The 12,584-nt window shown below is 43.0% G+C and carries 13 protein-coding genes; 11 read left to right on the top strand and 2 right to left on the bottom strand.

The window, feature by feature from the left end; translation table 11 throughout:
* Positions 1-5 precede the first annotated feature (5 nt).
* From HUG15_RS15830 to HUG15_RS15815, 4 genes are all read left to right on the top strand, one after another.
* The gene (locus HUG15_RS15830) at positions 6-1,274 is read left to right on the top strand and encodes a TIGR02679 family protein (protein ID WP_200124013.1); all 1,269 of its coding nucleotides are present in this window, start codon (positions 6-8) and stop codon (positions 1,272-1,274) included.
* Between the two features lie 97 nt (positions 1,275-1,371).
* Entirely contained in the window at positions 1,372-1,680 is a 309-nt protein-coding gene (locus tag HUG15_RS15825; RefSeq protein ID WP_200124012.1) for a hypothetical protein, read from the top strand.
* Between the two features lie 225 nt (positions 1,681-1,905).
* The gene (locus HUG15_RS15820) at positions 1,906-3,441 is read left to right on the top strand and encodes an AbgT family transporter (RefSeq protein ID WP_200124011.1); all 1,536 of its coding nucleotides are present in this window, start codon (positions 1,906-1,908) and stop codon (positions 3,439-3,441) included.
* A gap of 284 nt (positions 3,442-3,725) precedes the next feature.
* The gene (locus tag HUG15_RS15815; protein WP_200124010.1) at positions 3,726-4,337 is read left to right on the top strand and encodes a DUF3298 and DUF4163 domain-containing protein; all 612 of its coding nucleotides are present in this window, start codon (positions 3,726-3,728) and stop codon (positions 4,335-4,337) included.
* Between the two features lie 693 nt (positions 4,338-5,030).
* Here the strand turns inward: HUG15_RS15815 and HUG15_RS15805 are convergent.
* Complete coding sequence (locus HUG15_RS15805; RefSeq protein ID WP_200124008.1) at positions 5,031-5,189, bottom strand: hypothetical protein; 159 nt, start codon at positions 5,187-5,189, stop codon at positions 5,031-5,033.
* 179 nt (positions 5,190-5,368) lie between these two features.
* Here HUG15_RS15805 and HUG15_RS15800 point away from each other — a divergent pair, with 179 nt between their 5' ends.
* The 5 genes from HUG15_RS15800 to HUG15_RS15780 all read left to right on the top strand — a co-directional run bounded on the left by HUG15_RS15800 (position 5,369) and on the right by HUG15_RS15780 (position 9,701).
* Positions 5,369-5,899, top strand: coding sequence for a cupin domain-containing protein (locus HUG15_RS15800; RefSeq protein ID WP_200124007.1), 531 nt, complete (start codon positions 5,369-5,371; stop codon positions 5,897-5,899).
* 342 nt (positions 5,900-6,241) lie between these two features.
* Positions 6,242-6,988 (top strand): 3D domain-containing protein, encoded by a 747-nt coding sequence (locus tag HUG15_RS15795; RefSeq protein WP_211202242.1) that lies wholly within the window; start codon positions 6,242-6,244, stop codon positions 6,986-6,988.
* A gap of 159 nt (positions 6,989-7,147) precedes the next feature.
* A complete protein-coding gene (locus HUG15_RS15790) occupies positions 7,148-8,197 on the top strand; it encodes a 2,3-butanediol dehydrogenase (RefSeq protein WP_200124005.1) in 1,050 nt (349 codons plus the stop codon).
* Between the two features lie 650 nt (positions 8,198-8,847).
* Positions 8,848-9,021, top strand: a complete 174-nt coding sequence (locus HUG15_RS15785) for a hypothetical protein (RefSeq protein ID WP_211202241.1) — start codon at positions 8,848-8,850, stop codon at positions 9,019-9,021.
* Between the two features lie 107 nt (positions 9,022-9,128).
* Complete coding sequence (locus HUG15_RS15780; RefSeq protein WP_246516675.1) at positions 9,129-9,701, top strand: Uma2 family endonuclease; 573 nt, start codon at positions 9,129-9,131, stop codon at positions 9,699-9,701.
* 397 nt (positions 9,702-10,098) lie between these two features.
* Here HUG15_RS15780 and HUG15_RS15775 read toward each other — a convergent pair whose 3' ends face one another.
* Positions 10,099-10,860 carry an SDR family oxidoreductase gene (locus HUG15_RS15775; protein ID WP_200124002.1) on the bottom strand — a complete coding sequence of 254 codons (762 nt, stop codon included), beginning with the start codon at positions 10,858-10,860 and terminating at the stop codon, positions 10,099-10,101.
* 251 nt (positions 10,861-11,111) lie between these two features.
* Here HUG15_RS15775 and HUG15_RS15770 point away from each other — a divergent pair, with 251 nt between their 5' ends.
* Together HUG15_RS15770 and tnpA are read left to right on the top strand one after the other, a co-directional pair.
* A complete protein-coding gene (locus HUG15_RS15770) occupies positions 11,112-11,342 on the top strand; it encodes a hypothetical protein (protein ID WP_200124001.1) in 231 nt (76 codons plus the stop codon).
* Between the two features lie 366 nt (positions 11,343-11,708).
* Positions 11,709-12,140, top strand: coding sequence for an IS200/IS605 family transposase (gene tnpA, locus HUG15_RS15765; protein ID WP_200124000.1), 432 nt, complete (start codon positions 11,709-11,711; stop codon positions 12,138-12,140).
* Positions 12,141-12,584: the final 444 nt, after the last annotated feature.

The following is a 12,584-nucleotide window of genomic DNA, read 5'->3' as shown; positions in this document are numbered from 1 at the left end:
GAAAGATGTTAGATGAAGCATTAGCCTATTTTCGAGGAAAGAGCGGTTTTCGACGGCTCTTTCCTCTTTTTCGCAAAAAAATGGAATCGCTCGGACGCGTGGGAGGATCTGTCGATATAACAGATTTCAAAGACGCGGAGCTCGAGGAGATTGCTGCTTTTTTTGGCAGTACAAAAGAAGTACTTTTACAAAAAAAGAAGATCTATTTGCTTCGCTTTGAAAAGAAGCTGGGCGAGACACGATTTGCCGGTGTAGATGTTTGGGCGTTGCTGGAAGGCTATTTTGACGAAAAAATCGTTTCCAAAAAAGAAAGCCATGAACAAAAGCGCGCCATGGAAGAACGCGCGCTTGAGCGATGGAAAGGGCAGTATCCGGCCCTCGCATTCTGGTTCGATTATTTACGCGCGCGTAGTCCGGATACCCATTGGGTGTATCGGTTGTTGGAAAATGGAAGGTTAGCTGCGTTGCTGCCGGTGATTCATGATGCAGTTCGAAACCTTCCCGAGGAGCCAATCCGGTTGCCCGTGTTTAGTCAAAAGGTGAGCGGGGATCCGCACGCGTTTGACATGAACCATGATGCCGGCAAACTCTTGATGCACATTTTACAGGTCAAAAGCGGGCTTCCTGCCGTTAATGGGAGTGAAGAGGCGACACGGCTTCTGGAATCTTTTTATATTCTTCGTGATGATATTACGAACGATGTCTCGGTAGCGAATCTGTTGGCGGATGTTGGGGAAAACGTACATCCCTTATGGCAGGCGGCTGTGGATACACGTTCCGTGCTCAATATTCCCCTTCGTGAATTGCAACGGGTGAGCGCCGTTTATCCGATAACTGCCGGCCGTGTATGGATCGTGGAAAATTCCGGTGTGTATTCGAGTCTATTGGATGCTGTTCCCGACGCGCCGCTCATTTGCACGCGCGGCCAATTCAAGCTGGCAGCGTTAAAATTGATGGACATGCTTGTTGACGCCGGCGTGACGCTTTTTTATGCCGGTGATATCGATCCCGAAGGTGTCGCGATGGCTGACCGACTGCTTGCGCGTTACCCTCGTCACGCTCAATTATGGCGGATGGATATAGCGTCCTATCACAAGTCTCTATCGGACAATCATATGGAAGAAGAGCGCATGGCCAAGCTTTTGAATGTAACGAACGAAGCACTGCTGCCGGTCATACGCGACATGCAGGAGAAGCGAAAAGCCGGCTATCAGGAAGGGTTGTTGTCGCTGTTGGCGGAGGATTTGCGCCAAGGGTTGGGAGAAAATAAATAGGACTAAAATTTTATTGAAAAGGGAACGAATATTCTATATAATAGATTATAGAGAGATAGAATGCGCTCAAAAATAATCGAAAGAGAGGTGAATAAGCATGAGTGAAGAACGCTTGGATCGTATCGAAAGACACATCGAGCAATTGATTCAAATGGTCGCTGAGAATAACAAAGTTAGCAAAGATCTGCTCTCGCGAACGGATCGGATGGACACGCGTATGGAGGGGATAGAAACTGAATTCGCAGAGGAAAAACGATTGAACCGACAGCGCCACGCAGAGTCACAGCAACTGCACAAAGAGCTGCTTAAAGAATCAAGAAGCCAAAATGTTGACATTGGTTATTTGCGAGATAAAGTCGCAGAGCATGATATGGAAATTAATAGGATAAAGGAAGCCGTTAATTAATCCTGGGATTGGCTGATTTCAATGCGCGCGATTGAGATCAGCTTTTTTGGTAGGTAAGAAAGTATAAATCAACTTTCTTACCTACATAAGTTGGGCTAAGGCTTTTCGCCATAAAAACTTGGCGAAAAGCAGTTTTCTAATTTGCTCCGCCATACATAGAAAGGCCCATTTTGGTGATGATACCAAAAAGAGGGTCTTTTTTTATCCCGAAGAAGGGGAATTGGTATGGCAGAGAATGCGAAACGAAAAGGGTTTTTCCAACGTTTTCTCGATTTTGTTGAAAGAACAGGCAATAGGTTGCCCCATCCGGTTACATTATTTGCGATTTTAGCAGTTATGGTCATCATTATTTCCGCGATTGTCGCCGGTTTTGATATTAGCGTGGAAGATCCGGCGGAACCGGGCGAGACGCTTGAAGTCTTGAATTTGCTTTCCGGCGAGGGGATCAACTACATATTCACGAGTATGGTCGATAATTTCATCGGCTTCGCTCCGCTCGGCGTTGTGCTCGCGACGATGCTCGGGATTGGGGTATGCGAGCAAAGCGGTCTGATCAGCGCCTGCTTACGAGGTTTTGTGTTGGCCATCCCTAATCGTTTAATAACAGCTGGTCTCATGTTCGCAGCCATTATGTCCAGCGTCGCTTCCGATGCAGGTTACGTCGTCCTTCCGCCGCTAGGGGCACTCATCTATTCAGCTCTCAACCGTCACCCTCTTGCTGGGTTGGCAACGGCTTTTGCCGGTGTATCAGGTGGTTTCAGTGCCAATTTGTTGCTGTCGGCAACCGATCCTATGCTTGCCGAACTTACGCGGAACGCAGCATCAACAATTGATCCGCAATACGCGGAAACGATGAACATCGCGATGAACTATTGGTTTATCATCGTATCCACCTTTTTATTAACGATTGTCGGGACGTGGGTTTCAGAAAAAATTGTAGAGCCGCGACTTGGCGCCTGGGACGGGGAATTTAACGGCGAGCTGGAACAGATCAGCTCTACTGAAAAAAGAGGCGTTACGTGGGCGTTCGTTTCTGTGTTCATCGGCGTCGGGTTGATGAGCTTGCTCGTCGTGCCGGAATGGGGGCCGATGCGAGGAGATGGTCCGCAACCGATTGTAGAGTCCCCATTTATGGAATCACTCGTCGTCGTTTTGCTTATTTTATTTTTCATCCCCGGCCTCGTCTACGGCATTGTGACAAAAGAAACGCGAAGCGATAAGGATGTCGTCAAGCAAATGTCCGATACGATGTCATCCATGGCAATGTTCATCGTGCTTGCTTTTACCGCGGGCCAATTTATCGCTTACTTTGATGAAACAAACCTCGGATTGATTCTCGGCATTTACGGCGGTGAATTCCTCAATAATCTCGATATCGGCGGTTTCCCGGTCTTGATCGGATTCCTCTTGCTTACCGCTTTTATAAACTTATTCGTCGGCAGTGCCTCGGCAAAGTGGGCGATGTTAGCTCCGGTTTTCGTCCCGATCATGATGCAGGTCGGCTTCTCACCGGAGGCCACACAGGCGACTTATCGCGTGGCGGACTCGACGACGAATATCATCACGCCGCTCATGACTTATTTTGCCGTGATCATTGCCTTTGCCCAGCAATACGACAAGAAAATGGGCATAGGAACGCTTATATCCGTGATGTTGCCGTTTTCGATCTTTTTCTTGATCGCCTGGTCCCTACTCTTGCTCGTATGGGTATTTTTCGGCTGGGATCTTGGGCCGAATTCGCCGATCTATTATAATCCTTAGCTGTGATACTATCAAAAGGGAAAATAAGTAAATTAAAGGTTTTATGAACGATTCCAATATACCTCTAAAAGGCGAAAAACCCGAATCCGAGGTGCGTTGAAGAATCCGAAAAGGGGAATGGCTGATAAATCGTTCGTTTTGGCTGATATATTTTAAAATTCGGCTGATATAGTGGCGTTTTCGGCTGATAAACGTCTGATGGAAGTTTCGCATTATCAACTTCAGGCGCATCAAGTCTGTTTCACGTTGATTGCTCATATGTATGCGTTAGGGAGAGTGATAACGTGAACATTTCGGCTTTACCGGTAGGGATCGTACCCTGGCATATTAGGGAAAATCTTGTGGATATGTATTACGCGGAAGTGGCGGGTTGGACGAATCCTCAGGCGGAAGCAAACATGAATGCAGTCATCCGTCAACAACTCCAACAGTTGCTGCGTGATCAAGGGTATGAGGACGGTATTTCAGATCTAACGGGTGGGTTTGACCTGAAAAACAATCAACGGCATGTATTAAGTTTGACCCATAGCGTATATTCGTTTGCCGGCGGCGCACATGGAATGACGGTTCAACGGGCTTTAACGTTTGATTCAAGAACGGGGAGGGCATATACACTCACAGAGCTTTTCGCACCGGGAGCAGATTTCATTCCGAAAGTAAATGCCATTATCCAGGCTCAACTGGAAGAACGAGGCTGGTTCGATAATGTTCTCGGTCCATATGAAGGAATTACGACTGATCAACCGTTTTATGTGGCAGACAAAACACTCGTCATTTATTTTGATTTATATGAACTAATGCCCTACGTATATGGGATTCCGTATTTTCCCATTTCAATCTATTCGATCATGGACTTGATCAATGAAAATGGACCGCTGGGCTGGATGATTAATTGAACTATGGATGATGAATGAAAAAATAAAAAAAGCGCTCATGAATTATCCTGAAAGGCTCACACGTTTAAAAGTGCCAGAATAACACACGGAAATGCCAGATTGATTATCTTAGGAAAATGACAGAATAACATCACGGCATCCCTCTCTTAAAAGTTGGATCGTTCCACGATAATCATGGTGTTTTTTGGTCAACCATGGAAAATACGTTTTGACGTGCTATTTTCCGCTACTGGCATTGTTTTCTTTCTGTTATTTTCGGTGAATGAAATGTGCCAGTGACCGTTCTTTTCGAAGGTGTTTCAATTTTGGAAATTTATTTTCGCGCCAAGCGATTGTTTAAACCTTGGAACGTTCTTAGCCTTTTTCTTTTTGACGTCAGTGACAGCTTTTTTAGCCAAATGAATCGCTTCGTTTTTAATCGCAGCCTTTAGATCAGCATCCACATTTTAGACGAGACTTTTCGCCGTTTTTCATTCTTTCCACACATTCATTTACGGTTGAAGCAAAAACTCGTTGTTCATATAACTATTGTTTTTGCAACGTTTGATTTGGACGGATTTTTTAGTTGAATCGCCATGCTTTTTCGCCTCCTTAATTAGCGCCATAACGAACAAAAGTTTGGAAAACAAGCTAAAACGCTATTTTTGTCAACCTTAATTCGGATAGTGATTGCATTTGTGATCCCTTCGCCGTTCATAAAAATGAGTGTTTAGTTATCGTTTTTTCATTATCGATATCGCTTTGGCGTTCAGCCATCCAATGAATAAGAGATTTTTCTTTTTCGGTTAGCTGCCGTTTGAGACGTTGCTCAAACTCTCTCGTCAGTTGGACGTACAGATGGACTTTATGCACTATGTGCCCCCTATAAGAGAATTGAGAAAAAGGCTTATTCAAAATTCCGCTATTTGATCATGTTGGGTATTCCATTCATTGTAGCCGAAACCAATCGTTATTTAAAAAATTTCGGGTTATATGGATTTTCGATACGAGTGAACATTCCCAAAACACTTGCATAAGGTAAATTTAAACTGATGAAGGGAATGATCTCGTTGTACTATATTCCAATCCCGACCGTATACCCCTATGCTTATGGTGCGTATCCCTCAATCCATAATCCGGCTGATTTTCAAAGACAATACCACCCAAAGGATCATGGTTCACAGCCGTTTGTCGTCGATATCAAAGAGGCCGCTAAACAAAACCGTACGTTTCGTACCGCTTTATGGACAGGTGATCATTTACAAGTAACGTTAATGAGTATCGATGTTGGAGATGATATCGGTTTGGAAGTGCACCATGACCATGATCAATTTTTACGGATTGAGTCTGGTCAGGGCTTTGTGCAAATGGGAGATCATGCTGAGCAGATGGATTTTCAAAGAAGGGTGTATGCTGATTATGCCATTATGGTTCCAGCAGGCAAGTGGCACAATCTCACCAATACGGGAAACAGGCCTTTGAAACTTTACTCGATCTACGCCCCGCCCGAGCATCCATATGGCACCATACACGAAACGAAAGAAATGGCAATGGCTGATGAAGAGCATCATCAATACAAATAAGCGGGGATCAATAGTAAAACAAACCATCGGAGCATTCTCGGTGGTTTATTTTTTTATGTGACGCAACACCTCATCACACAGTAATTACAAAAACATTACATCTGTCGCTAACTTTGTATAAGCAAAATGCATGTTAACACGCGTGTGATAGTCATTTCCATCTTTTTAATAAAAATTTCCCGGCATCTGGAACAAAAGTCTGATATTACACATTGACAACAAAACAATTAAAGGTATTGAAAGCTGAAACTACTGCATCTATAATCCGAACATAGATTAAATAGTTATTGGAGGTGCGCATTTACTTCATCGAAAATACGTAGATGAGTGAATGAATCTTTTATGAAAAAATATATATTGAGCGCGTTAGCAACAGTAGGCACAGTAGGTATGCTTTCAGCACCAAACGCAGCAGATGCTGCATTCAGCGAAACATATCAAATGACGAGTGGAGATGTAAGTGAAGATGTCAACGAGCTTCAACTCACACTCCAGGATCTTGGTTATTTTAATGGTTCAACAGGGCATACCTTTGGGCCCAGAACAGTAAGTGCCGTTCAGGATTTTCAGTTGGATAACGGGATTTCTTCTCCGGACGGCAACTTCTATGGTGTGGCAGGCCCTGAGACCCAAGAAGCACTTAATAACATTACTGGCGAATCGGCCGATAATTCCGATGGAAACAATGAAGCGACGGACGAAGGAACCGAAGAAGCAGCTGGAACCGAAGAGGAAGGAACTGAAGAACAAGGAACTGAAGAAAACACAGAAACCGAAGGCTCTACCTCCGAAGCGGAAGGCGATACTTTTACAATGGAAGCAACAGCATACACTGCCGATTGTGCAGGTTGTAGCGGTGTAACTGCTACTGGCATAGATCTTAACAATGATCCTAACGCAAACGTTGTAGCGGTTGACCCTAGCGTCATCGACCTCGGCTCAACTGTACACGTTGAGGGCTATGGCGAGGCAGTTGCCGGAGATACCGGCGGAGCCATCAATGGAGAAAAAATTGATCTTCATGTTCCAACGACAGAAGAAGCTGAGAGCTTTGGACGCCAAAACGTTGAAGTAACGGTTTTGGATTAATAGCCAACTCACCCCCTTTGCTAATGTTAGCGAGGGGGTTTATTTTTGTTTCTTCGTTCATTTGATGTGGGTAAAAAATCTATAATTATATGTTTAGAATTTAATAATTAAAGGTATAAAAGGTGTGTACATGTATAGAATTAGGAAGGAGAATCATCTATGAAAGCAGCAGTATGGCATGGAGAGAAAGATATACGTATAGAAGAAGTGGAAGAAAAACCGTTAAAAGATACAGAAGTTAAAGTGAAAGTTGCATGGGGTGGGATTTGCGGCAGTGATTTGCATGAGTATGAAGAAGGGCCGGTCTTCGTGCCCGCTGAAAAAGAAGATCCTCTGACCAATGAGAAAGCCCCGTTAACAATGGGGCACGAATTCGCTGGGGTAGTGGAAGAAGTCGGCAAAAACGTAACAAAATATAAAGCAGGTGACAGAGTAGCGATTAACCCTACCTTAACATATGGCAATAAACCGGAAGAACAAGATCCCTATGATGGATTCAGCTTCATTGGATTGCATGGGGATGGCGGTTTCACCAAATATGCAAATGTTCCGGAAAATAATGTCTACGCATTACCTGAAACCCTAACCCTACAAGACGGAGCATTGGCAGAGCCGACAGCCGTTGCCGTAGAAGCGGTAAAAAAAGGCAAACTTCAATTTGGAGACAAGGTTGCTGTTTTTGGGGCAGGTCCGATTGGTTTGTTAACGGCTGTTGCCGCAAAAGCAGCCGGCGCAAGCGAAATTATCGTGTTGGATTTATCAGAAGCTCGTCTTAAAAAAGCAAAAGAGTTAGGGGCAACTCACATCATTAATTCCGGTGAAGGGGATCCGGTAGAAGCAATCAAAGAGATTACCCCGGATGGTGTGGATGTTTCCTTTGAAGTGGCTGGCGTAGCCCCGACATTTAAACAGGCCATTGATGTAACAAAAGCACTTGGAACGATGGTGATTGTCTCTATTTTCGCGAAACCCATTGAATGGAATCCAATCCAACTTACAAATACAGGTGTAAATATTGAATCTACCATTGCTTACACACCGACCAGCTTCCAACAAACATTGGATCTAATGGGCACAGGACAATTAAAGCCACAAGCTGTCATCACAGACCATATCCAACTGGATGACATTGTGGAACAAGGTTTTGAAGCATTAAGCAATGATAAATCACAGGCAAAAATTTTAGTAGAATTAAGTGGGGAAAAATAAAAACGAACGAAAATAAACGATAACACAGCACATGACCTTGCATTAACAAAAATAAAGGAATATAATAAGAGTATAGATAAGCTATTGTGTATTGGTGTTACTCACCTATCTCTCGTAAAGGGAATACCAATCAAAAACGTCCGGTTTTAGGGAACTGGGCGTTTTCTTTGTAAAAAAAGGGGCTCCACATGAGAACCGAACCCAAGTCACCCCCAGTGACTGCTTGCTGACAGTTAGGGCTGTATACAAGCATCGGTCATCACAGGAAGAACCCTATAATAAGAGGTTTATCGCATGATGTGACTGATCATCAACAGCCTGATGATTACATCGATGCAAAAGGACAGACAACGGCCAGCTTTTTTCCATTTGCGAGAACGCTTGGCCCGTTTGTCTTTAAGGCGCCCAAACCTAGTGTTTTTAGCGCTATTGTGTAAAGAATCGATATCTTCATCTGCCTTTCGCAAGGCGGGTGTCACTGCTGGAACCGGGGCACTGACAGCATTATAACATAAAAGGGGAACGCATATACCCCTGTAGTAATTTTAGGAAAATAGACTCCATTCATCGTTGAGTGGGGTCTTTTTTTGATATGGACACTCATTGAAAGATTTCGGGGTAGGCGATGACGGTATGATGAGGACTTTGAAATGGTGCAATATGGCTATGGAAATCAAATGGAAGCATACGAAGAGATTCAAAGTTTGGATCTCGATGGTGAAGAGCAAGGGATCCTTGAAAATGCTCAAGATAAGTGGGGCGATGATTATGAAATGGTGCTTGAATATGAACCCCAACTTGAAAGCTATGAAAATTTGAATTAAAGAGTTCAGCCGACATCATCCGATTGAAGCATGAGAAAATTAGTCGGCAGCTTTGGATGGACTTAGTATGATATAATGAACAAAAACAGGTGGTGATGATATTGTCAATGCCACAAGAATACACAAACGGATCATCCTCTTATGCCGACTATTTGCAATGGAACAAAGATCTTCGATGTGAGGCATTTGATGGGATGATTGTGAATATGACGCCATCGCCCACTCCCGGTCATCAAAAGATTCAGGTAGAACTAAGCGTAGAAATTGGTTCATATTTACGTGAGAAGGATTGTGAAATTTTAACCGCACCGTTAGATGTTTGCTTATTCGCAACGCCGGAAACACCGAACGAAGAGATAAAAAATTGGATTCAACCTGATTTGATGATTGTCTGTGATCCTAAAAAGATCGAGGAAAAACGAATCATTGGCGCACCTGACTTGGTCATTGAGATCCTTTCCCCGGCTACAGCACGAACTGATCGTTTAACAAAGTATAATAAATATGAAGAAGCCGGCGTTAAGGAATACTGGATTGTGGACCCACACCATGAAACGGTGGAGGTTTTTGTGCTTCAAGATCAATCATTCGAGCGAGTGGATGTATTCACGAAAAATGATGTCGTAAAGGTGAGTCTTTTCCCGGATTTTGAAGTACAGTTGAATAAGATATTTCCATGAGCACTCACGCCAAAAATAAAAAGAATAGTGTTCTTGCACATTAGTCTCTCTGCGTAGTATAATATTCCCAATCAAAGGTGACTACCCCTCTAAGCTTGTGCCGCTCGGGGTTGTCACTTTTTTTTACTATCAGAAATAAAAATTCATGGATAATAGTATAAGAAAAGGCTTTGGCTTTTTTTGGCAATGAAATAGACAAGCGTTGAAATTGCTGTGCAAAGCATCAGCGCTTCATATACTGGTGAACTGAACCCCGAGCACAAGTCTGTTGTCATTGTAGTATAACATTTATCCTTAATTTGGTTATAAATTATATCAAAAATACAAAGAGACAACGCAAATAAAGCTATCCCCCAGCAAGGATAGCTTTTTCGTTATTCCAAGCCTTCCTCTACCACTAAAAAGCTGCCGTCCAGCCTCCGTCAGCTGGTATAACAACTCCGTTCAGAAAGGTGGAATCATCCGAGGCCAGAAACAAGGCTACATTTGCAATTTCCTCCGATGTACCCGTCCGAGGCATAACCGACTGAGGTATTTTCGTCCGTTCCATCCCGAATTGGCTTACCCCTGTCATGGACGTGCTAATATTAGTTTCGACGCCGCCTGGTGCAATCGCATTGCAGCGAATCCCTTTGTCGGCGTACATATATCCTGTATTTTTTGTAAGGCCTACAACCGCATGTTTGGATGCCGTATAGACGGCCCCTGAATGTGCGCCACTTATTCCGCCGGTGGAAGCGGTATTGATAACCACGCCGTTCCTCTTTTCCAAAAAGATAGGCATAGCCTTGCGCGTTGCGCGCATCACCGCTTTTGTGTTGACATCAAAAACGAGTTCCCATTTATCATCATCAATCTCGCCAACCGGTTCAAATCCATCCATAATCCCCGCATTGTTCACCAAAATATCTAATGTACCGTATTCCCTTACTGCCGTATCGATCATATTGTCAATATCCGCTGATTCGGCAACATTTGTCTTGACCGCTTTTGCTTGTCCATCATATGAAATGATCTCTGCCGCGACTTCATCGGCACCTTCCTGATTAAGGTCGGCAACAACAACTTTTGCACCTTCCTTCGCATATAAAGTCGCAATCGCCTTTCCCATACCAGACGCTGCCCCGGTAATAACAGCAACCTTTCCGTCCAGTTTCATACCGATCGCCTCCGTTTTTAAGTTTTTTTCTTCCTCACCTATAGTATACAATAGTTCCCAAGTTGTCGGATCAAAGTTGGTAAATCCAGTGGAAACGTCCTGCCTCTTAAAAAAAGGCAGGAACGCTTTCGCTTGTGCGAAGAGTTCCTGCTAATAGTTGTAAGTTTCACGCACGCGCATATGCGGTGAGTGAAACTCATGTTTGCTTTTATTATGGTTTAAAAATTTACAATTGTAAAGGGGGAATTTTTGTGACAAGTTATATGGATGTAAATGTGTTTTTTGATGAAAGTGGAAAAAACAATGATAAACCGCATCTCATGGGTGGTATGGCCATGCCAACTCAGATTTATAAGCACCCTGCATTCTTCGATGAATTAAGTGCAGTTATTCAAGAAAATGAAATTCACTGGACTAATTTCGGTGGTCATCATGCCACCAGAGAAGGAATTAAGCATTTAATTTATAAAGCTATCAAATAATCACCTGTTTTGACCATGAACGTCATTAACTATGACCAATCAATAATTAAAGAAAATAGTCATTCGTTTTGGGATGAAGGTTTGTCAGAACAGACTATATATACAAAGTTCCCTGAAAGAATTGTGTACGGGCTAATAAGAAAGCACGGAAAAAACGCATTCGCAAATGTCAAAATTATTGTTGAAGATGCGAATGAGTATAGACAGTTAGAATTGAGTTCAAAAATGAAAACTCAACTTAATATGCAATCATTGTATAGGGGTGAACGTTTTAAGTTACAGAAGCGTGGTCTAACTCCCCCGTCTTTAGACGGGATACGCTTTTAGCCTTGCTTTTCCCTGTCCATACTTAAACTGAGGGAAAGTATGGATGGATATCGGAAAAGCAGTCATACGGTCTATGATATCAAGTACCACGTAATCTGGGTAACAAAATATAGATATCAAGTGTTGCGGGGAGATATCGCCCACCGTGTCAGGGAATTGATTAGACAGGGGTGCGAAGCAAGGAATATTACGATATTGCAAGGAAGCGTAGGCAAGGACCATATTCACTTGTTGTTATCATGCCCGCCGAGTATCGCTCCGAGTAAAATCATGCAATATCTCAAAGGAAGATCATCGAGATTATTGCAAGATGAATTCCCAGCTCTGAAGAAGAGGTACTGGGGGCAACACTTATGGGCAAGAGGATATTTTTGTACCACCGTAGGAAATGTGACCGAAGAAATCACTAGAAACTATATCGAAAATCAATCAACTGAGAGAAGGGATGATATCTTCGGGATTGATGAATGAGTTCAGTCTCATTTAGTGAGCTTGAGCTTAAGGTCTTTCAGCGGACTTCAGTCTGAACAGCGACTTTCAGTCGCGGACATTTATGTCCAAATCCACCTGCTTTAGCAGGTGGTCGTTTAAGATATCAGAGAGTATTTTCGCTTCAAAAGGGATGGAGCCAGGTCTTGAAATAACTGATCTAGTTCTGGGGATGATGAGAACTGTTATAAAAAATCCAATGGAACCAACGAATCGAGAAAACAAAAAGATTGAATTATTAATGGAATTTTTAAATGATGATCGTTTTTTAAACTTTATCAAAGGTGTTAGGTATTTTGAATGAAATAATTCGAATGAACTATCTGAAATTGACTTTAACAATTATCTACAATCTTTCATCGCACAAAATCATGTATACTATAAATTTTTGTAATTAGATCAAGCTATGAAATTACTGTGCACAGC

It is taken from the genome of Salicibibacter cibarius (assembly GCF_016495725.1).
GTDB classification, from domain to species: Bacteria; Bacillota; Bacilli; order Bacillales; family Marinococcaceae; genus Salicibibacter; species Salicibibacter cibarius.
Note: the sequence above shows the minus strand (reverse complement) of the source record. Positions and strands in the feature narration are given on the sequence as shown.

What these genes read in the sequence shown, in the direction of transcription:
- HUG15_RS15830 (WP_200124013.1), top strand. Translation starts at nt 6, where the DNA reads ATGTTAGATGAAGCATTAGCCTATTTTCGAGGAAAGAGCGGTTTTCGA.
- HUG15_RS15825 (WP_200124012.1), top strand. Translation starts at nt 1,372, where the DNA reads ATGAGTGAAGAACGCTTGGATCGTATCGAAAGACACATCGAGCAATTG.
- HUG15_RS15820 (WP_200124011.1), top strand. Translation starts at nt 1,906, where the DNA reads ATGGCAGAGAATGCGAAACGAAAAGGGTTTTTCCAACGTTTTCTCGAT.
- HUG15_RS15800 (WP_200124007.1), top strand. Translation starts at nt 5,369, where the DNA reads ATGAAGGGAATGATCTCGTTGTACTATATTCCAATCCCGACCGTATAC.
- HUG15_RS15795 (WP_211202242.1), top strand. Translation starts at nt 6,242, where the DNA reads ATGAAAAAATATATATTGAGCGCGTTAGCAACAGTAGGCACAGTAGGT.
- HUG15_RS15790 (WP_200124005.1), top strand. Translation starts at nt 7,148, where the DNA reads ATGAAAGCAGCAGTATGGCATGGAGAGAAAGATATACGTATAGAAGAA.
- HUG15_RS15785 (WP_211202241.1), top strand. Translation starts at nt 8,848, where the DNA reads ATGGTGCAATATGGCTATGGAAATCAAATGGAAGCATACGAAGAGATT.
- HUG15_RS15780 (WP_246516675.1), top strand. Translation starts at nt 9,129, where the DNA reads ATGCCACAAGAATACACAAACGGATCATCCTCTTATGCCGACTATTTG.
- HUG15_RS15775 (WP_200124002.1), bottom strand. Translation starts at nt 10,860, where the DNA reads ATGAAACTGGACGGAAAGGTTGCTGTTATTACCGGGGCAGCGTCTGGT.
- tnpA (WP_200124000.1), top strand. Translation starts at nt 11,709, where the DNA reads ATGGATGGATATCGGAAAAGCAGTCATACGGTCTATGATATCAAGTAC.